Here is a 20,066-nt window from a genome sequence, read left to right on the forward strand (position 1 = left end):
TCCCTTTGTTGAAACATCCTGGTGTTTAGATGCTCGCAGCATTTTGCTCAGTGCCCGATTCCCTTGTTGCCGTTGCCGTTTCGCAGCGCGCGCCGTTGCAGCCACAGAGGCATTGCCACAACCAGCACCAGCAGGACGAGGATGATGAGGCTGCCTGCAATCACCGCAGCAATCCGGCCAGCTGTGACATCGAAGACCAAGGTGGCTGAGCCCACGATCAAGATGGCTACACCGGCCAATGCCCATTTGGCAATGGCATCGGCGCTGGAGACGAGTGTCGCCTTGAGCCCCCTGCGGAACAGTCTCCGGTGCACGCTGACCGGAAGCAGAATCAAGGCGGTGGTGAGGGCTGCTGCCATGACGTTGAAGAGGTAGAGGCCGCGTTGCCAGTCGTCCAGGTGCTCAAAGCGCGCTTGGAAAGGCAGCGTCAGCAGGAATCCGCCCAGGATCTGTACACCGGTCTGGAGCACCCGCAGTTCCTGGATCAACTCCATCCAGTTGCGGTCCATCCGTTCTTCAACGGATTCGTTCCTGCCGGTCCTGGGAACCTGTTCCGGCTCTACCATTCGTACACCTCCAGATAGCTATTGGTGGACGACGACAGTACACCGGGCTACGGTCGAACTGTCAGCATTCCTCGAACATTTTTCGGGGCCTCAAAGCATTTCCAAGGAGGAAGCAATGAGTCAGGACGAACACCGGGTTAACCCGGAAGACGCTGCCGGTGGTTACGGCACGCCAACACCCGAGCAGGAATTGCCAGGCCAGGGGTCGGAGCGCGAAACGCCGGAACGGCCCTCACCGGGAACGCCTCCCGGGCCCGGGGAGCCTCCTGAGGGCAGCCCCACTCCTGAAGACCCGGATACCTCTCCCGTTCCCGAATCACCGGACGAATTCCCCACACCGCGGGATCCTGACGCTGCGCCACCTCCCAGCACGGGCGGTTAAAGAACCAGCACGGGCGGTTAAAGAACCAGCACGGGCGGTTAAAGAACCAGCACGGGCGGCTGAAGCACCCTTTCAGGAGCAGGTATCGGGTGCCGGATGCGCCGGAGGACTGCCCCTGCCTGCAGTTCCACTGCAGTGGGGCAGTCCTCACGTTCCGCGGTATTCATCGGCAGGCCGACCATAGTACTTGGCCGGTGCGGGTCATTGTCGCGGTGCGTGCCCTATACCGTATGTCCCCTGCGGCCCGACATGAAGCTGAGCAGCCAGCCGATAGCTGCGATGACGAGGAGGACGACGCCTACCCACAGCAGCCAGTTCAGGGCCGACGAGAAGCCGCCCACCAAGAGAAGGACAATTGCAACTACACCAGCAATGATCAGAAGCGTGTTCATGGTCAGCACATTCCTTTCTGGGGGAATCCGCAAAGAATCTCTTGGATTCCTGACTATGCATTCCTATTTACTTCGATTTATTTGTACGGGTACTTGGGAGCGTTCCACCGCCTCCAAGTGCCTTGTATCGCTACCACTTCCGGCCCTCACCGTGGGGTGAAGTTCGCCCGATGTGAACAGCAACACTCTTCATTGTACTACTAAGCAACCTTATGAAAGAGTTATTGAAGTCGCCACTTGATGATTAACCTACGTCGAAGGAATTCGACACCAGGGTTTTTCGCTTGCACGACCGTCCAACTTGCACGACCGTCCAAGGAGAGGAACACATGAAAGCGTCACAGCAGCTTGCAGACAACCTTCAAATCGTCCTGACAGACCTGATTGAGCTACAGCTCCAGGGAAAGCAGGCGCACTGGAACATTGTTGGTCCGAACTTCCGGGACCTCCACCTCCAGCTGGACGAACTCGTGGCCGCCACCCGGAAATTCGCGGATGACACAGCCGAGCGGATGAGGGCACTTCACGCCCTGCCGGACGGCCGCAGCGGGACAATCTCGGCCGGAACACGCCTTGAAGAATTCCCCGGCGGGCTGGTCAACACCAAGAATGCCGTCAAGCTGGTCACGGACCGTGTGGAGCGCACCGTCCAGACCATGCGGGACGTCCATGACGAGGTGGACGAAGAAGACCCCACCACGGCGGACCTCCTTCACGAGTTCATCGCCCGGCTGGAGCAGCTCGTCTGGATGATCAACGCCGAGATCATGAGTGCCGGAGCCGCCGTCACGGATCCCGACGAAGCCTAGTGCAGGCCGGGTCCCGACCCAATACCGGTTAGGCAGGCGAACGTGCCAAGGCTGCGGCGAAGTGATCTTTCCAGGCCCGGTATCGAACGCCGTCGGGCCGGCAAAGGATTCAGTTACAGGTATCCCGATGGAAGTCTGGTAAACCAAGAGGAGCGCCAGCGCATTAATGCGCTGGCGATCCCGCCTGCGTGGACCGAGGTGTGGATTTGTCCGGATGGCAATGGGCACATCCAGGCCACGGGGGTGGACGCGGCAGGTCGGAGCCAGTACATCTACCACCCCCGGTGGCGGGAACGCAAAGACACCGAGAAGTTCCAACGGGCGGCAGAGCTGGGCTCGGTGTTTCCCTCGGTCAGGCGTGCCGTCACCGTGCACTTGAAGGACACGTCTTCGCCCAAGCAGCAAACGCTGGCTGCGGCCGTCAGGCTTATGGACCTCGGTGCTCTCCGCGTGGGTTCTGAAAGCTACATGCGTCAAAACGGCTCCTACGGACTCACCACGCTCAGGTGCAGGCATGCCCGCGTCAAGGAGAGCGCGGTTGCCCTGAAGTTTCCTGGCAAGAGCGGGCAGTGGTGGGACATGTCCATTCAGGATCCCGCGCTGGCGGCCTTCCTTGAACCGCTGGCAAGGCGACCAGGCAAGGACCGCTTGCTGGCCTACAAATCCGAAGGTTCGTGGGTTTCCGTGGATGCTTCCATGATCAACGAGTATCTGCGGAGCATCGCCGGAGCAGCGTACACGTCCAAGGACTTCCGGACCTGGAAGGGGACCGCGGCCGCAGCCTTATCCCTCTTGAAATCCGAAGGCACAATGACACGCCCCCAGGCTTTGGTGAAGGCCATGAAGGACGCAGCCCACCTGCTGGGCAACACTCCCACAGTGGCGCGTACCTCGTATGTCGACCCCAGGATCGTGGAGGCATTTCTGTCGGGAGAGTTGCAGGAGGTAAATCCGACCGAGGGCTCGGTCGCTGCGTTCCTGATCGGGAAGCAGAGCTAGCTGGGCTTCGCGCCCCGGCCGGTTTGTTTAGCGCTGTTTTCGAGGTAGACCCTTACCGCATCGATCAAGTGGCCGATGTGTTGGTGCATCAGTTGCCCCGCAGCGTCCGCATCCCGCCGGGCCATGGCGGCGGCCAGCTGCGCGTGGTCATGTGCCTGTTCGGAGACAACCTGGGAGTTTAGCGAAACTTCTTCGAGGACGCTGGTCAGATTGGGGTTGGCCGGTTCGATAAGCAGATGCGCCATGGACTCGAGGATTCTGTTGTGCGTTGCGGCGGCAACGGTGCGATGAAAGAGGGTGGAGGAATCCCTGTTGGGGGTTGCCCCGGCCGCTACGGCGTCGCCATGGCTGGTGGCCTGGCGGGAGATCTCGTCGAGCTCCTCATCGGAGGCGTTTGCCGCGGCCAGGCGGGCGCCCTCGGATTCGACCGCGCGGCGGACCACCAGAATGTCCAGGAGTTCATTTAGGTCGGTAGTGCTGGCGGCCCGGACCAGATTTGCTCCGTTTTCCTGGACGCGCAGGGCTGCCCTGAGTTCTTCAAGTCGCTGCTGGCCTAGTTTCGTAACTACCCGTCCCTGCTTCGGGCGTGGGATGAGGGTGAGGCCCTGTTGATCAAGTGAGCGCAGGAAACGCCCGGCCGTTGCCTCCGCTACATGGATGCCCGACTCATTGAAAGCCTCTGCCAAACGAGACGAGCCTACCGGCCGTTCTGACTCCCGGATCAGTGTGAGTGCCAGGATTTCCATCTCGAGGTTGGGCGATGTCACCAGCGGCCTCCTTTCCCGTGGCGTAGGGGTTCGCGCGTCTGCATGGAAGCCATCTTCCCACAGCTCCCGGAACGGACACCGCTCAGTAAGCCGTTGTTGACTGCGGCGCATTAGTACTTCATCATTGGTGATGAAGTACTAATGCTGTCGAGGAACCTAGGTTTGAAGTGTGGGTGGAATCAATGAAAAATTCTCCGAGTGATCCGGGGCCCGTGCGGGACTTCATTGGCTATGGCAGACATAAGCCCCGCGTATCCTGGCCGCAAAACGCAGCCGCCGTGGTGAACTTCTGCATCGCCTACGAGGAAGGCGCTGAGCGCAGCATCCTCGATGGGGATGCCCGGGGCGAGAGCCTCGGGCCGGGGCGTGAACCCAAGCCTGGACACAGGGACCTCGCCGTCGAGTCCATTTACGAATATGGCAGTCGGGCCGGGATCTGGCGGATTGCCGATCTGCTTGATGAGTACAGCCTTCCGGCTACGCTCTTCGCCCCAGCTGTTGCTCTGGAAAAGAACCCGGAGGTCTCCCAATGGGTGGCCGAACGGGGACACGACATCTGTGCACACGGCTGGCGCTGGACCGACCCCGCGGAATTGACGCAGGACCAGGAGCGGGAGCGGATCAAGCTGGCGGTTGAATCAATAGAGCAGACCTGCGGACGCCGGCCGGTTGGTTGGCGCTCGCGGACGGGGCCAAGCCTGCACACCCGTCGTCTGCTTGTCGAAGAAGGCGGGTTCATTTACGACTCGGATGCCTATAACGATGACCTTCCCTACTTCACGGAGGTCGGAGCCCGCGAGCACCTGGTGGTGCCGTACACCTTGACCTACACGGAGGGCCGGCTCGTTCAGCCCATGGGGTTCACAAGTCCCTTCGATTTCTGGGAGACATGTCGCCGCGGCCTCGATGAGCTAAGGCGCGAAGGACACCGGGGGTTCCCAAAGATGATGTCGATCGGCATCCACCCCCGCCACACCGGACAGGCAGGCCGTATGGCGGGCTTGCGCGACTTTGTCGAGCACGCACTAGGGTCCGGGGACGTGCTGTTCAGCACCCGCGAAGGGATCGCCAGGCATTGGATTCGGGAACGGCCGGCAGCGGGGAAAAGCTTCAAGCATCAGCAAACGCAGGAGGAGAACAATGACCCATCAGATACTCGGAACCCAGCGCCGGAATGCTCACATCAACGGAAAACCTGTTGATGCCAAGGAGTCCTTCGCTGTTCTGGATCCCGCGACGGGGCTGGAGCTGGCCCAAGTGGCGGCCTGCGGCCCCGATGAAGTGGACCAGGCGGTAAGCGCAGCACGCAGGGCTTTCGACGGCGGATGGAAGCGGACGTCCGCGGCCGAACGCGCGCGGGTTCTTCGCAATATTTCGGCGGCAATTGTTGCGAACGGGGATGAACTGGCCCGGATAGAGAGCCAGGATACGGGAAAACCATTGCGACAGGCGGTGGTGGACGTCAACTTTGCCGCGCGCTTCTTCGAGTACTACTCCAACATGGTTGAGGCTGTATTTGGCAGCGTCATTCCCGCCGCGACGGACCGTATGACCTTCTCGGTCAGAGAACCATTCGGTGTCACCGGGCATATCACTCCTTGGAACTACCCGCTGGGCCTGGCAACCCGAACGCTTGCGCCTTCCCTGGCAGCGGGAAACTGCTGCGTGCTCAAACCCGCTGAAGAAGCACCACTATCGGCGCTGCGCCTAGCCGAAATCATGTCCGAAGCAGGCCTTCCGGACGGCGTCCTCAATGTCGTCCCAGGCATCGGGGCAGAAGCGGGAGCCGCGTTGGCAGCCCACCCCGGCCTCGGCAAGCTCTCCTTCACGGGCTCCGTGCCGGTCGGCGTCAAGATCGGGCAGGCCACAGCAGCCAACCTCGTCCCGGCAGACCTGGAACTGGGCGGAAAATCGCCCAACATTGTCTTCGCGGACGCAGACATGGACGCCGCTGCTTCGACGGTCGCCGCTTCGATCCTGCAGAACGCCGGCCAGACGTGCTCGGCCGGTTCCCGCCTCCTGGTCCATGACAGCGTCCACGATGAATTCGTCGACCGGCTCGTGCGTATCTTCCAGGGAACCACTCTCGGCCCGGGACTGGAGAACCCCGGCTTGGGCCCGGTGATCTCGCGCAAACAGCAAGCACGGGTACTCGATTACATTGCCCTGGGGCGAGGCGAGGGGGAACTCCTGGTAGGTGGGGGAGTGCCCGAAAACGAATCGCTGTCCAGAGGAAACTTTGTGCTCCCCACTATTTTTGACCGCGTGGCGCCGACCGCATCAATTGCCCAACAGGAAATCTTCGGACCCGTTCTTACGGTGACAAGTTTTGATAGCACGGATGAAGCAGTGGAACTGGCCAATGGAACCGACTATGGACTGGTGGCAGGTGTGTGGACCGCTGATGTTGGGCGCGCCCACAGGATGATCCGGGACCTGAATTGCGGCCAGGTGATGGTCAACACCTTCTCCAACGGGGTGGAACTGCCGTTCAGCGGCCGGAAACAGTCCGGCTATGGGACATCAAAGAGTTATGAGGCGCTTCTTGGTTACACCCAGTCCAAGGGTGCCGTGATCATGATGGCCGAACACTAATGGGCGCGTCACGAAACGGGCTGGTCGTTGCCGGGGGGCGGGTGGTCCTTCCCGAACGAATTATCGACGCCGACCTTCTGGTTCGGGACGGAAAGATCGTGGCCCTCCGTGAACGCTTGGGCCACGACACGGCCGCGAAAGCTGCGCCCGAACTCTCCGGAGTTGAGACTGTGGACGCAAGCGGCCTGATGGTCATGGCGGGCATGATTGATACTCACGTCCACCTGCGGGACCCCGGGCATCCACATCGGGAAACCTTCGGCACGGGCACCAGCGCCGCGGCCGTTGGTGGGGTTACCACCGTCCTGGAGATGCCTTCCGGGATTCCCGCGGTTTCTGATGCCAAAAGCTGGCAGTACAAGAACGACCTAGTTGGCCCCAAAGCCTATGTCGATTACGGGCTGTACGGAGGCGCCGGCTATACCAACACAGCGCAAATCGCTGAACAAGCCGAGGCCGGTGCAGTTGCCTTTAAGTCCTTCATGAACGCACCTGCGCCCGGAGCGGATCCCGGATTTGATTCGCGCGCCCTCCCGGATGATGCATCCTTTCTTGCTGCGATGAAGGCTATCGCGGCAACAGGGCGTGTCGCCGTCGTTCACGCAGAAAGCGACTCCATCTGCGGATGCCTTGCGGCGCAAATGAAAACAAGCGGACGCAAAGACCTGCGCGCACATGCAGAGTCAAGGCCGCCTCTGGCCGAGGAGGAAGCAGTGGCCCGGGCCATCCTGTTAGCGGGCGCTGCCGGCGCCCGGCTTTCAATTGCCCATATCAGCACCGGAGCCGCAGTGGAGCGCGTCCGTCGGGCAAAGGCCGAAGGGCAGATGGTAACCGCCGAGGCGTGCCCCCATCACCTGTTCCACACATTGACTGCCAGCGAACATCTGGGCCCCTATGCCAAGATCAATCCGCCCCTACGTGAGGAGGCTGATGTTGTGGCGTTGTGGGCAGGCATCGCCGACGGCACGATCGACTACATCGGTACGGACCATGCCCCGTACACCACCGTGGACAAGGACAAAGGCTGGGATGACATCTGGAGCGCACCATCCGGAGTCCATGGGCTGGAGTCCGTCGTGCCTGCACTGTTGACCGCGGTCAACCAGGGCAAACTGACGTTGCCCCAGCTCACGCGGGCAATCTCCCTGCGCGCATCGCAGGTTTTCGGTCTTGTGTCCAAAGGCGAAGTACGTGAGGGCGCCGATGCGGACTTCATTCTGGTGGACATGGACCGAAGCGGCGTGATCGACCCGGGCAGGCAGCACTCAGTGAGTCGTGAAGCGGCGAAACTGTGGGTGGGACGCCGGATGCGCGGAGCTGTGGTTGCCACGTATGTCCGCGGACGGATCGTCGCCAAGGACGGCAAGGTACTCGGCCAGCCCGGGTTTGGTCAGCTGGTCCGACCCGGCGGCCGCCCATGACACCGGTAGGGATCATCGGCTGCGGAAGCACGGGGCTTGCCCTTGCCGCGCATGTGACGCAGCAGGGCGGGGCGGTACGGACGATGGTCGATCAGAATCATCATTTGTTGGACAGGCTTCGCCGCTCAGGAACGCTCACGATGAGCGGTCATCTGGGAGACGCCGTATTTGCTCTTCCAGAGTTGTCTGACGGCTACGAGAGCCTCGCGGAATGCGGACTGATCTTCATTGCGACCACCGCGGACCGACATCTGGCTGTGGCTCAAGGTCTTGCCAGCGTCCTGCACGAAGGCCAACTTTGTGTACTGGCCACGGGTTACGCCAACGGGGCATCCGCATTTGCGAAGGCGCTCACCACAACAGGGTTCGCCGGTGGCGAGGACTGCGTCGTTGCGATGAACACCACACCCCACCTGTCGTACGCCCCTGGTGACGGTTCGGTACATATTTCCGCAGTGAAGAGCTGGTTCGAAGTCTCTGGGGCGAGTGAGCTTGCCGTCAGGAAAGCCATGCCTTTGCTGACGCCATGGTTTCCTGCCGCAACGCTGGCTCGCCACCAGGTGGCCTCGTCCCTGAACAACCCGAACCCCGTTGCCCATGTACCCGCAGCGGTGCTGAATGCGGTCATGGCCTCTCAAGAGGCGCACGGGTTGATCCCACCCCAGGGGGCGTTCCACTTGGGCGACTTCGGTGCACCGGCGCTGGAAGCACTGCGTAACGTGCTCGACGCCGAACGACTCGCTGTCATGAGAGCCCTTGGCATTGGCCGGCATGGCGTAAGCAGGAACGACTTCTCGTCGCGGGCCTATGGACCCAATGCGCGGGAAATGCTGCCGCCCCGGGTTGGTCCAACCTTCCAACGGCGCTTCGTCACAGAGGACGTTCCGTGCGGTCTCGTTCCTCTGGAAGTACTCGGCCAACGGGCAGGTACTCCCACGCCAGCGATGACTGCCGTGATCTCCTTGATCTGCACGCTGGAAGGCCAGGACTTCAGGGAACACCCCGCTGTGCCCGGTCGAGTGGCTGGTCTGGGACCAAACGGCATGGCAGGACAACGGCACCGGGTAGGAGCCCTGAAATGAACGGAGAATCGCCGCACACTGGCAAGCGGGTTGCGGTTACGGGAGCAGCCCGGGGGATCGGCCGCGGGATTGCCGAGCGCTTCGCGGGCGCAGGTGCCCATGTCACCCTGCTCGACAAGGACGGGCCGGAAGCTGAGCGGACGGCAATGGACATCCCGAATGCCACGGCCATTGAACTCGACGTGACCGACACCAGCGCCACGGAGGGCTTCTTTGCTGACGCAGAGCACGCGTTCGACGTCGTCATAGCCAACGCCGGCGTGTCGCTGCCCAAACAGTCCGCCCTGGACACCTCGGATAAAACCTGGGACTGGCTGATGGACAACAACCTCAGAGGGGCCTTCAATACGATGCGTTGCGGGGCGGCCCGCATGCTCAGGGATGGGGTTCCTGGAAGAGTCATTGCCACATCCTCAGTAGCAGGCCTGACGGCTGAGCCCGGCTATGCCGTCTATGCAGCTGCCAAGTGGGGGCTTATGGGACTGGTGAAGTCAATGGCCATGGAGCTTGCACCCTCGGGGATCCTTGTCAACGGTGTGTGCCCGGGGGATGTCCAGACAAGGTTCCTCAGCGAGACAGCCGACTCAGGCGTCTACAGCGGAGCGCTGGGGAGACCCGCGCGCATAGACGAAATAACCGGCGTCTACCTGTGGCTTGCCGGCCCCGAAGCAAGCTATGCAGTGGGGGAGATGGTCGTCCTGGATGGTGGGCTGTCCCTCTCCGCCATGTCCCGGTAGGGGGCCGGAGTGGGGGGCATAAAAGGGAAAAAAGATCATTGCATCATCATTGATGATGAAGTACATTTGGTGGTACGGATCACACTGAAGCCCGTAAGGGGCTCAGGCTCCGGCTTCACCAAGTAACAGGTGGCAGGCAACGGTGCAGCCACTGTTTCTGGAAGCACTCAGCCCATTCTCAGGAGGCAAAAAAATGAGTTCACTAGACATAAAGGGCGGCAGCCCCAGACTTAATTCCATGCTGTTGAAGCTCTCCGAATCGGTCGACAGGATTCCGCTGACGCGGACCCACTGGACAACAATCCTGCTGGTTGTCGCGGGTATGTTCTTCGACATCCTCGAGTCCAACTCCCTTGGACTAGCCGGCCCCCAAATCATCGCGACGTTCGGCATCTCGAAAGCCGAATTTGCCTTGATCAGCTCCATGACATTCATCGGACTCACGATCGGGGCATACATGGGTGGGATGCTCTCGGATATCAAAGGCCGAAAGTTCGCCCTCGTAGCAAATCTGATCGTCTACTCGGTGGGGGGCGTACTCTGCGCGCTGGCCCCAAACTACGAAGTTCTCATGGGATCGCGTTTGATAGTCGGTATCGGGCTCGGCGGCGAGCTGGCAGTGGGAATTGCGCTGATCTGCGAAATCATGCCCACCAAATACCGCGCCCAGGCGGTAGCCGCCCTCAATGTTGGTTCTGGTGGGCTTGGCAATGTCGTCGCCCCTGCTTACGCCGCCCTGGTCCTTGTAGCGCTGGGTAACTTCTTCGGTGGACCGCAGGTTGCATGGCGTTGGCTGTTCGGCCTTCTGATCCTGCCGGTCCTTCTTGTTTTGGTGATCCGGCGCAAAATGCCGGAATCACCGCGCTTTCTCCTCACGCGGGGCGACATTGCTGGCGCAAACCGAAGCCTGACCGCGCTGGCAGCTGGCAAAGTCCCTGACGAAGAGATCCATATCAGCGAAGAAGACCTTGAGGCCGTAGACAGCAACCGCATTGTCCGCCCCGGAAAGGTACGTTTGGGCGAGATCTTCACCAGCGGCCTGCGCCGCCGGACTGCCACCGCCAGTGGCGCATACTTCATGGTTGTGGCCGCGCAGATGTCACTCCTGACCCTTATGCCTACATTTCTTGTCGCCCGCGGTTCAACTCTCGGCCAAAGCTTGCTGTACACGCTGATCATGCAAATTGGCAGTCTATTCGGCGCCCTTTGCGCTGCAACCGTCACGTATCGGTTCAAGCGCCGCACTGTTATGGTCACCGGAGCCGTGCTGGGCTGCCTGGTTGGCCTGGGATTCGGCCTGCTGGCGAACACGGACCCGCTGATTCTGGTTTTCGGATCCCTGTTCCAGTTCTTCACGCTCCTGCTAACCACCACCTTGTGGTCCTGGGCCCCGGAACTGTTCCCCACAAGGGTGCGCGGGTTCGGAGTCTCCTTCGTCAAGGGCACCGGTGGCCTGGGCATCATCGTCATGCCGCCGTTGATTGCCCTCATCTTCGATAGCGCAGGCCTTCCGGGGGTCTTCACCACCATGGCAATCATGTTCGCCATAACGGCCGTCCTGGCTTTGGCTGGGGTTGAAACCAAGGACCAGACGCTCGAAGAGGCCAACGAGGCGAGGCCCGTCTTCCATGGCTGAAACGTTGATGTCCGTTCCGGGCGGCACCTTACGCATCGCCGCCGCCCGGAACCTTGCCTACCTTCCCCATTACGTGGGAATCTCCCGCGGCTACTTTGCCGGCCAGGGGATTAACGTCGAGGTGATCGAGAAGCAGCCCGGGCATGGCACTATCACTGATTCGGTGGTACGCGGTGAAGCCGAGCTCGTCCTGGGAAGCGTCGTTTTTGCAGACCGGCTCAACAGGACGGCACCGAGCGTCATTGCTGCTGTGAGCAACACCCAGACCCGGCATTTCCTCTTTCAACGAGCGGCTGACGCAGTGATTGGTGGAAGCCCGGATTCCTTCGACTGGCAGGAGCTGCGTGGAAGGGTTGTGCTCGTGGCCCCCAGCTTTGTCCCTACATCATGGGTCGCCTTCCTGGAGGTCCTGCACCAGCGCGGCATCCCCTTGGGGGAGGTCAGGCTCCTGGTTGGCTACCAGCCTGAAGTTGTGGTGGAGGAGTTCCTCAGCGGACCGGGAGACTTCCTCCTGGCTGGCGGGCAGGAAGCCCAGGACCCCCGTGTACGTGAAGCGGTCCCCCTGGCCAATGGGCTAGGTCCCGTCCCATGGTCTGTCTACTGCGCCACCCGGGTGTGGGCACAGGATCACGCCGCCGAACTCGATGCCTTCCGCGCCGCGTTGGAGGAAGCGCAGGCCTGGCTGGCAGCGCAAAGCTCCGCCAATGTGGCTGCAGCAGCAGGGGAATGGTTTCCTGCCATCCCGCTCGGGGAATTGCGGGCCACCATTGAACAGTTCCAGCGCATCGGGTTCTGGGCGAAGAAGCCACAGCCCGTTCCGGAGGAGTTCGATGCGTGGAAGGCCGCGCTGGTGCGGGCCGGGTTGCTCACAAGCGACACGGAACTCCTGGAAATGATTGAAGAACCCTCGGGCAAGGAATTCCAAGGAGAAGAGAATGACACAGACGCAGCTTGATCACCCCTACCTCTCCCGGGAGCTGAGCAGGGACGAGGAGCAACGCGCCCTGGAACTCCACGCCCAAGCAACGGTGGTGGACACCTGCGGTGCGATTCCTCCGGGTGGGGACGGATCCCTGGACGATTCCATCGCCCTCCTTCGCCGCGGAGGCGTGGACTGCGTGGGCATGACCCTCTCGGCAGAGGAGCATGATCAACGGGCGGCCATGGACCAGATCACTTTCTGGAACCGCAATATCCGCAAGCACTCGGCGGATCTGGTTAAGGTCACCAGCGCCGACGACATCCGCCAAGCCAAGGAGGACGGCCGAATCGGCGTGTACTACCTTTTCCAGAACGCCAAGCCGTTTGGGGATGATCCCGGCAATGTAGAACTCTTCAAAGACATGGGGGTAGTCTCATCGGCGGTCACATACAACAAGCGCAACTTCCTGGGCGACGGCTGCGCTGAGCCGGAAAACTCCGGGATCAGCAGCATCGGTCGCGACATGATCTCTGAGATGAACCGGGTGGGTATGCTGGTCGATCTTTCCCACGGCGGAAAGCGGACCCAACTGACTGCCGCGAGGGCCTCCAATGCGCCGCCATACTTTTCCCACAACAACTGCTACTCCGTGTTCGGGAACCGCAGGAATGCCACGGACGAGACCATGCAAGTGGTTGCCGACAAGGGGGGCATGATGAGCACCATGCCCTTGGAAATCAACGATAGATACAAGCCGACAGTGGCAAACATGGTTGACCACCTTATGCATACTCTGGAAATTTTCGGGGCCGGAGGCGTAGGCATCTGCACGGACTTTCCCAAGGGCAGACGGAGCGTCTATGACTCCGCATACATCGATGACCATGGATATCTCAATATCCAGTACGACGGCACGCTCTACGTCAAGCGGATGAAGTGGGAAGGCCCGGGCTGTCTGGACAGCCCCCCGTGGTACCCCTACGCCGAGGGCATCAAAACTTACGAGGGCCTTCCCAACGTCACCCGGGAACTGGTCATCCGTGGGGTTGATGACGACACCGTCCTGGCTGCGCTCGGCGGCAATTTCATTGACCTGATGAGCCGGGTAGTCGGCTAGAACGCAAGACGGCATTCCTGCAAAAGACACAGAAAGGCCGGAGGGCACTCACATCCGGGCGTCCTCCGGCCTTTTCCGTGCCGCCGAGCGGCTTCGCGCCCTACTCGGCGTCGTGGTCTGTTTCGAGGATCTTTACCAGGCTGTCCAGGGCCGCTTCTGCGCCCTCGCCTTCGGCGCGCAGCACTACGACGTCACCGTGGGAGGCACCCAGGCTCATGAGGGACAGGATGCTTGCTGCATCCATGGCGTCATCGGCCGGCTCGCCTTCACGGGCAATCGTGACCTCGAGGTCAAGGTCGCCGGCGGCTTCAGCGAAGATGGCTGCCGGGCGTGCGTGGAGGCCGACGCGGCTTGCGATGGTGGCGGTACGTTCAGGCATTGGTGCTCCTTTGATGTGGGTGGTTGGGGGAATTCTAGAGGCCGAGCTCGTCCAGGATGGGAAGCTGGGCCCGGACTGTGCTGCGCGCCGCGGCTGCGCTGGGTGCGGCCAGAGCGGTTGCCGCGAGCTGCCGCGCCTGGGCAACGGTCACCGTGGCAAGCACGGCTGCGACGGCGGCCAGCGCCCGCGCGCTCATGGACAGCGTCGCTACGCCGAGTCCAACGAGTACGACGGCGAGGGCTGGGTCCGCTGCTGCCTCACCGCAGACGCCAACCGGCTTAGCCGTGCCGCTTTCGCCGCTGACCTTCGCGGCGCCGTCGGCCGTTAGCTTGACCAGCTGCAATACTGCAGGCTGCCACGGATCGTTCAGGGTGGCGAGCGGCCCAAGCTGGCGGTCCGCTGCCATGGCGTACTGGGTGAGATCGTTGGTACCCAGCGACGCGAAGCTGACTTCGCGCAGGACTGTGGCGGCAGTGAGGGCCGCGGACGGCACCTCGACCATGACGCCCGGTGTCTTGAGGCCTGCAGCCGCACAAAGCGTGGCGAACCGCGCGGCCTCGTCCGCCGTCGAAATCATGGGGGCCATGACCCAGACCTCGGCGCTGTTGGCCGCCTCGGCTGCGGCAATGGCTTCCAGTTGCCGCTCGAGGACCCCGGGGGAGGTGAGGTCCGTCCGGTACCCGCGGACACCGAGTGCGGGGTTGGGCTCGTCAGCGTTTGTCAGGAAGGGCAGCGGCTTGTCTGCGCCGGCGTCGAGCGTGCGGACAACCACCTTCTTTCCAGGGAAAGCGGCGAAGACTGCGCTGTAGGCGGCAATCTGTTCCTCCACAGTGGGTTCGTCGTCCCGGTCCAGGAAGCAGAATTCAGTGCGCAGCAGGCCCACGCCCTCGGCCCCTGCGTCGGCGGCCTTGACCGCGTCCGCGCCCGTTCCGACGTTGGCGAGCAGCGGCACACGGAAACCGTCGGCCATGGTGTTGGTGCCGCTGAACGCCGCAAGCGTGGAGGCCTGGGTGGCCCAGGCTTTGGCGGCCAGGCGCAGGTCCTCACCGGGCTCAGCGGTGATGGAGCCGGCAGCGCCATCCACATAGACCTCGGTACCGTCGGCGATCTCGTCCACGCCCAGGGCGGCGACCACGGCCGGCAGGCCCAGCGCGCGGGCCAGGATGGCCGTGTGGGACTGTGGGCCACCGCTGGAGGTAATCAGCGCGACTACCTTGGATGGGTCCAAGGTGGCCGTGTCCGCGGGAGCCAGGTCTTCTGCGGCCAGGATGAACGGAACGTCGGAGGCCGGGATGCCGGGGGCAGGCAGGCCGCGCAGTTCCGAGACGATGCGAGCCCGGACATCCAGGACGTCCGCCACACGCTCTGCCATGTAGCCGCCCAGGTTCTTAAGGGTCTCGGCAACCGTGCCGCCGGCCTCCCAGATGGCACGTTCCGCAGTCCGTGCACCGCCTGGCGCATCAGGGGACAACAGCTTGATGGCCGATTTCACCAGCATGGGGTCGGCGGCCATCAAAGCTGTTGCTTCCAGTACTTCTTTGCCTTCGCCGCTGGCCGTAGCCGCGCGGGCCCTCAGTTCCGCCTGGACCGCCTTGGCAGCGTCCTTGATGCGCTGCCCTTGCGATTCAACGGTTACGTCGGCAGGAATGTTGACTGTCCCGTGCATCTGCGATGCGGGTTCCTGGACCGGTTTCGGCATCTGCTTTACCGGTGCCAGGACGCGCCCGGGGGCAACGCCTACGCCTGAGAAGGTCTGCATGTATCTGGTCCTCTGATTGCTTAGGTGCTGTTGGGCTGACGGGGTTTTTGCGTGCTGGCGTTTACACGCCCGCCGCGACGGGAACTGCCTCGGCTTCAACCGGCTTGCGGACAGCCCAGCGCTTGAGGGCAATTACCAAGAGCGCGGTGATGACTACACCCACAGCGATCGACAGGAAGAACAACAGGAAATTGTCGATTGCGAAGAACACGAAGATGCCACCGTGCGGTGCCTTGGACGTGACCGCAAATGCCATGGACAGTGCGCCGGTTACTGCGCCACCCACCATGCTGGCAGGGATGACGCGGAGCGGGTCTGCGGCTGCGAAGGGGATGGCACCTTCGGAGATGAAGGATGCACCCAAAAGCCAGGCGGCCTTTCCGTTTTCACGTTCGGCCAAGGAGAACAGCTTCTTATCCAGCACGGTAGCCAGGGCCATGGCGAGCGGCGGAACCATGCCCGCAGCCATAACGGCGGCCATGATCTGCCACGGTGCCTGGTTTGCCACAGTTGCCGTGCCGAGGCCCGCAACAGCGAAGGAGTAGGCAACCTTGTTGACAGGGCCACCGAGGTCGAAGCACATCATGAGGCCGAGGATGACGCCGAGGAGGATGGCGCCAGCGCCGGTCAGGCCCGAGAGGCCAGCGTTGAGTGCCTTGGTCAGGGCCACGATCGGAGCGCCGAGAATCAGGAACATGAGGCCGGAGGCCACGAGGGAGGCGAGCAGCGGGATGATGACCACAGGCATCAGGCCACGCAGCCAGCGGGGAACATCGAGCTTGCCGATCTGGAAGGCGATGTAGCCGGCCAGCAAACCACCAACAATTGCCCCGAGGAAGCCTGCGCCCATGAACCCGGACACAGCACCGGCAACAAAACCGGGGGCAATGCCGGGACGGTCAGCGATGGCGTAGGCGATGTAGCCGGCCAGCGCGGGAACCAGGAATCCGAGGGACAGTGCGCCGATCTTGAACAGCACAGCACCGATATAGGCGCCCAGCGGTCCCCAAGCGAGTGCCGGGTACTCGGTAGGCAGGTTGAAGATGCTGTTGTTGGCGAGCATCTTATCCGCGAAGCCGGTGATGTCGTATCCACCCAACAGGAAGCCCAAGGCGATCAGCAGGCCGCCACCGGCAACGAACGGGATCATGTACGAAACACCCGTGAGGAGTGCGCGCTTCAGCTTCTGGCCGATGTGCTCGCCCTTTTCCTCAGCAGCACGCTCGGCCTGTTCTTCAGCGCCAAAGTGCGGGACGCGGCGGGCGTGCGGGTCATCCGCAGCGGCCAATGCCTCCTGCACCATCTTGGTGGGTTCATCGATGCCGCGCTTGACGGGAGCGTTGATGACCGGCTTCCCGGCGAAGCGCTCCTTGCCACGGACATCGACGTCCACCGCGAAAATCACCGCGTCAGCAGCAGCGATGATGGCCGGATCCAACGGCTTTGCGCCGGAGGATCCCTGCGTCTCAACCTGGAGGTCCACGCCCATTTCCTGGGCTGCGGCAACGAGCGAGTCAGCCGCCATATAGGTGTGGGCGATGCCGGTTGGGCACGCGGTCACGGCGACGATGCGCTTGGGTCCGGCAGGCGCCGTCGTGGTTGATGCGGCAGCAGCTTCAGCCGGGGCAGGTTCGGATGCAGCTGCAGCCGGTTTGTCCGCCAAGGCCCCATCCACCAGGTCCACGATGTCCTGTTCCGTGGATGCGGCGCGCAGTGCTGCCGTGAAGTCCTTCTTGATGAGCGAGCGGGCCAGCTTGGAGAGGAGCTTCAGGTGCTCCTGGTCAGCGCCTTCCGGTGCCGCGATGAAGAAGATGAGGTCCGCGGGGCCGTCCTTGGCGCCGAAGTCCACCTTGTGGGACAGGCGGGCCATAGCGAGGGCAGGTTCCGTGACTGCATTGGAGCGGCAGTGCGGGATGGCGATGCCGCCGGGGACGCCGGTTGCGGTCTTCTGCTCACGGGCGAAGGCATCGGTGAAGAGCCCTTCAACCTCGGAAGCACGGCCAGCGGCGGCGACCTTGCCGGCCAGGACGCGAATGACGTCGGCGGGGGAGCCGCCCAGGTTCTGGTCGAGGATGACCAATTGGGGTGTGATCAGCTGGGTCACTGTTAGTCCTTCTGGAGGGCCGTGATGGTTACGGCGTTGGGGGTTGTCTGGTGGACTGCTGGGACAGTGGAGCCCGGCAGCGAAGCAGCAGCGGCACCATGTGCCACGGCCTGACGAAGGCAGTCCTGGGCGGAACCGCCTTGGGTAGCAGCCAGCAAGTAGCCGGCCAGTGCAGAATCCCCGGCGCCCACCGTGCTGACGGCCTGGATGGGCGGATGCGTAGCAAGCCACGCCCCATCAGCCGTCACCAGGATTGCGCCCTTGGATCCGAGTGTTGCCAGAACGGCGCCCACACCGCTTTCGACGACGGCGGCAGCAGCTTGGGCGGCTTTGGCCGGGTCTGCTTCCAGTTCGTCAGCGGTGGAGACATTGGTGAAGCCGGCAGCGGCCGCGAGCTCTGCGAGCTCTTCCGCGTTGGGCTTGAGGAGATCGGGTTTTCCTGCGGCATCGCCTGTCAAAGCTGCCGCCAGCGGAGCCCCGGAGGAGTCGATGGCGATGCCGGGGGCGGCCGTTCCATCAGCGGTCGACCGAAGGCGACGTGTGATTGTGGCGTAGAAATCCGCAGGCACTCCTGGTGGGAGCGAGCCTGCGAGAACCACCCAGCTGGCGCCACGGGAGCGCTCCAGCAGCAGCCCGATCAGGGCTTCCTGCTGTTCGAGGCTCAGCTCCGGGCCGGGTTCGTTGATCTTGGTGGTGACGCCGTCCGGTTCGGTGAGGGTGACGTTGCTGCGAAGCGCCTCACCGATAGGCAGGGCGGCGAACGGCACGCCGCCGTCGTGCAGCCCTGAAAGGACCGGGTCCGAGTCGGCGCCCGGAAGGACGGCCAATGTTTCGAGGCCGGAGGCCACGAGGGCGCGGGAAACGTTAACGCCCTTTCCGCCGGACTCCTGATGGACGGCGACAGCCCGCTGTACTTCGCCGCGGGCCAGTGGCGCCGGAAGCTCCACTGTGCGGTCCAAGCTTGGATTGGCGGTCAAGGTGACGATCATGCGATCACCACGTCTACGCCGGCCTCGGCCAGGGCTGCGGCGAGTTCCGCGGAGGGCTCACTATCTGTGATCAAAGTGTCAACATCCTTCAGGGTGGCGAACTGGACCAACGTCTCGGCGTCCAGTTTGGAAGAATCGGCCAATGCCACGACGCGGCGGGCTGACTTGACGAAGGCGGCTTTTACCGCGGCTTCTTCAGGATCTGGCGTGCTCAGCCCGAAGGTGGAGTGGATGCCGTTGGCACCGACGAACGCTATGTCCGGACGAAGCTTGTAGGCGGCCTCCACCGTGGACTGTCCGACGGCGGCCTGGGTCAGCCCGCGCACGCGGCCACCCAGGATCTGGAGGGCGATGCCGGCTGTGGAGGACAGCTTGCCGGCAATGGGAATGGCGTGGGTGATGACCACGAGTTCCTCGTTGCCGTTGGCTGCGGGTGTCCGCTGGGCGAGCAGGTCTGCCAGGGTCTCGGTTGTGGAGCCTGCGTCCAGCAGGATGCTGCCGGTGGTGAGCTCGGGTATCAGGGCAAGTGCGGCCGCAGCGATGCGGTGTTTCTCGGACTGGCGCTGGATTGCGCGTTCCAGGATGCTCTCCTCACGGGTGCTCAAGCGGTCCGAAGGGACGGCCCCGCCATGAACGCGGCGCAGGCTCCCTGAAACTTCAAGGGCTGCCAGATCCCGGCGGATGGTCTCCGTGGTGATGCTGAAACGGTCGGCGAGGTCAGTGACGCTCACCCGTCCGCGCTCGGCGACGAGTGCGGAGATCAGTTGTTGGCGCTCTTCAGCGAACACTTACCCTCCATTGCGGTAAAGCCATTTGTCAGTGCAGTCGCATCAGGTGACTGCTGTCACAACGATGTGGAATTGCTTGACTCTATCTTTGTTTATGTTGGTAAGTCAATAGAAACCAACACAAACAAAGATTGCTGTTGGGGGGATGGGCAGTGCTGTTGCGATGATGGGTAGTTCCGGGCACACCAAAGGGCATGCCACACTCCCTGTAGTGCGACATGCCCTTCCTTCGGATCCTGACTGGGGGATTTGCTGGGATCCGGTCTATGGGGTTGGAAACCTTCGCGTGCGCCTAAATGGCGGGTGCGGGCGGTTCTCCGGGAGCTTGCTCGGGGCCTGGCGGTGACGGCACTGTTGGCCCCGGCGTCGGATCCGGTACGGGGGGAGGCCCCGGCTCGGGCAACGGAACGGGTTCAGGTGTGGGACCCGGCTCCCTGGTGGGATCGGGATGAGAAGGGTCCGGCGGGAATCCACCCAAGGTCAAACGCTCCTCAGATGACTAGCCCGCCGATGAAGCTCGCGCGCGACGCTTGAGGAGTACCGGGAGGAGTCCCACCCGGAGGCGGGGTAGTCGATAGGAAGATTGTCCGGGTCCGGTGGATCCGGCAGCTTGTGCTTTCTG

Annotated in this window: 19 protein-coding genes; 11 read left to right on the top strand and 8 right to left on the bottom strand. The window is 62.6% G+C overall.

Going from position 1 to position 20,066, the window contains the following annotated elements; all coding sequences use genetic code 11:
- Positions 1-47 precede the first annotated feature (47 nt).
- Positions 48-566 carry a DUF6328 family protein gene (locus ACZ5G6_RS01315; protein WP_498688880.1) on the bottom strand — a complete coding sequence of 173 codons (519 nt, stop codon included), beginning with the start codon at positions 564-566 and terminating at the stop codon, positions 48-50.
- 115 nt (positions 567-681) lie between these two features.
- Between ACZ5G6_RS01315 and ACZ5G6_RS01320 the strand changes: the two genes are divergently transcribed.
- On the top strand, positions 682-948 hold the full coding sequence (locus tag ACZ5G6_RS01320) for a hypothetical protein (protein WP_223935419.1): 267 nt from the start codon (positions 682-684) through the stop codon (positions 946-948).
- A 221-nt stretch (positions 949-1,169) separates the two neighbouring features.
- Here ACZ5G6_RS01320 and ACZ5G6_RS01325 read toward each other — a convergent pair whose 3' ends face one another.
- A complete protein-coding gene (locus tag ACZ5G6_RS01325) occupies positions 1,170-1,340 on the bottom strand; it encodes a hypothetical protein (protein WP_223935420.1) in 171 nt (56 codons plus the stop codon).
- 329 nt (positions 1,341-1,669) lie between these two features.
- Between ACZ5G6_RS01325 and ACZ5G6_RS01330 the strand changes: the two genes are divergently transcribed.
- Complete coding sequence (locus tag ACZ5G6_RS01330) at positions 1,670-2,149, top strand: Dps family protein (RefSeq protein WP_223935421.1); 480 nt, start codon at positions 1,670-1,672, stop codon at positions 2,147-2,149.
- 42 nt (positions 2,150-2,191) lie between these two features.
- Positions 2,192-3,148 carry a DNA topoisomerase IB gene (locus ACZ5G6_RS01335; RefSeq protein ID WP_498688884.1) on the top strand — a complete coding sequence of 319 codons (957 nt, stop codon included), beginning with the start codon at positions 2,192-2,194 and terminating at the stop codon, positions 3,146-3,148.
- Here the strand turns inward: ACZ5G6_RS01335 and ACZ5G6_RS01340 are convergent.
- Positions 3,145-3,915: a FadR/GntR family transcriptional regulator gene (locus ACZ5G6_RS01340; protein WP_498688886.1), complete on the bottom strand. Its 771-nt coding sequence runs from the start codon at positions 3,913-3,915 to the stop codon at positions 3,145-3,147. The two genes, ACZ5G6_RS01335 and ACZ5G6_RS01340, sit on opposite strands and share 4 nt — an antisense overlap.
- 182 nt (positions 3,916-4,097) lie before the next feature.
- Here ACZ5G6_RS01340 and ACZ5G6_RS01345 point away from each other — a divergent pair, with 182 nt between their 5' ends.
- From ACZ5G6_RS01345 to ACZ5G6_RS01380, 8 genes are all read left to right on the top strand, one after another.
- Positions 4,098-5,117 (top strand): polysaccharide deacetylase family protein, encoded by a 1,020-nt coding sequence (locus ACZ5G6_RS01345; protein WP_498688888.1) that lies wholly within the window; start codon positions 4,098-4,100, stop codon positions 5,115-5,117.
- Positions 5,056-6,510, top strand: coding sequence for an aldehyde dehydrogenase family protein (locus tag ACZ5G6_RS01350; protein WP_498688890.1), 1,455 nt, complete (start codon positions 5,056-5,058; stop codon positions 6,508-6,510). Before ACZ5G6_RS01345 ends, ACZ5G6_RS01350 begins: the two co-directional genes overlap by 62 nt.
- Complete coding sequence (locus ACZ5G6_RS01355; protein WP_498688892.1) at positions 6,510-7,931, top strand: dihydroorotase; 1,422 nt, start codon at positions 6,510-6,512, stop codon at positions 7,929-7,931. Before ACZ5G6_RS01350 ends, ACZ5G6_RS01355 begins: the two co-directional genes overlap by 1 nt.
- Positions 7,928-9,013, top strand: a complete 1,086-nt coding sequence (locus ACZ5G6_RS01360) for an NAD/NADP octopine/nopaline dehydrogenase family protein (RefSeq protein WP_498688894.1) — start codon at positions 7,928-7,930, stop codon at positions 9,011-9,013. The genes ACZ5G6_RS01355 and ACZ5G6_RS01360 overlap by 4 nt, the downstream gene beginning before the upstream one ends.
- Positions 9,010-9,750 carry an SDR family NAD(P)-dependent oxidoreductase gene (locus ACZ5G6_RS01365; RefSeq protein WP_498688896.1) on the top strand — a complete coding sequence of 247 codons (741 nt, stop codon included), beginning with the start codon at positions 9,010-9,012 and terminating at the stop codon, positions 9,748-9,750. The genes ACZ5G6_RS01360 and ACZ5G6_RS01365 overlap by 4 nt, the downstream gene beginning before the upstream one ends.
- Before the next feature lie 193 nt (positions 9,751-9,943).
- Positions 9,944-11,386 (top strand): MFS transporter, encoded by a 1,443-nt coding sequence (locus ACZ5G6_RS01370; protein ID WP_498688898.1) that lies wholly within the window; start codon positions 9,944-9,946, stop codon positions 11,384-11,386.
- Positions 11,379-12,341: an ABC transporter substrate-binding protein gene (locus tag ACZ5G6_RS01375; RefSeq protein WP_498688900.1), complete on the top strand. Its 963-nt coding sequence runs from the start codon at positions 11,379-11,381 to the stop codon at positions 12,339-12,341. The genes ACZ5G6_RS01370 and ACZ5G6_RS01375 overlap by 8 nt, the downstream gene beginning before the upstream one ends.
- On the top strand, positions 12,322-13,425 hold the full coding sequence (locus ACZ5G6_RS01380; protein WP_498688902.1) for a membrane dipeptidase: 1,104 nt from the start codon (positions 12,322-12,324) through the stop codon (positions 13,423-13,425). Before ACZ5G6_RS01375 ends, ACZ5G6_RS01380 begins: the two co-directional genes overlap by 20 nt.
- Before the next feature lie 100 nt (positions 13,426-13,525).
- Here ACZ5G6_RS01380 and ACZ5G6_RS01385 read toward each other — a convergent pair whose 3' ends face one another.
- The 5 genes from ACZ5G6_RS01385 to ACZ5G6_RS01405 form a co-directional block, all read right to left on the bottom strand.
- Positions 13,526-13,804: an HPr family phosphocarrier protein gene (locus tag ACZ5G6_RS01385; RefSeq protein ID WP_223935423.1), complete on the bottom strand. Its 279-nt coding sequence runs from the start codon at positions 13,802-13,804 to the stop codon at positions 13,526-13,528.
- A gap of 34 nt (positions 13,805-13,838) precedes the next feature.
- Positions 13,839-15,563: a phosphoenolpyruvate--protein phosphotransferase gene (ptsP, locus tag ACZ5G6_RS01390; RefSeq protein ID WP_498688904.1), complete on the bottom strand. Its 1,725-nt coding sequence runs from the start codon at positions 15,561-15,563 to the stop codon at positions 13,839-13,841.
- 61 nt (positions 15,564-15,624) lie between these two features.
- Positions 15,625-17,667 (bottom strand): PTS fructose transporter subunit IIABC, encoded by a 2,043-nt coding sequence (locus ACZ5G6_RS01395; protein ID WP_498688906.1) that lies wholly within the window; start codon positions 17,665-17,667, stop codon positions 15,625-15,627.
- A 2-nt stretch (positions 17,668-17,669) separates the two neighbouring features.
- Positions 17,670-18,656, bottom strand: coding sequence for a 1-phosphofructokinase family hexose kinase (locus ACZ5G6_RS01400; RefSeq protein WP_498688908.1), 987 nt, complete (start codon positions 18,654-18,656; stop codon positions 17,670-17,672).
- Positions 18,653-19,444, bottom strand: a complete 792-nt coding sequence (locus ACZ5G6_RS01405) for a DeoR/GlpR family DNA-binding transcription regulator (protein ID WP_223935427.1) — start codon at positions 19,442-19,444, stop codon at positions 18,653-18,655. The genes ACZ5G6_RS01400 and ACZ5G6_RS01405 overlap by 4 nt, the downstream gene beginning before the upstream one ends.
- Between the last annotated feature and the right edge of the window lie 622 nt (positions 19,445-20,066).

This window comes from Arthrobacter sp. TmtSoilC51 (genome assembly GCF_055388015.1).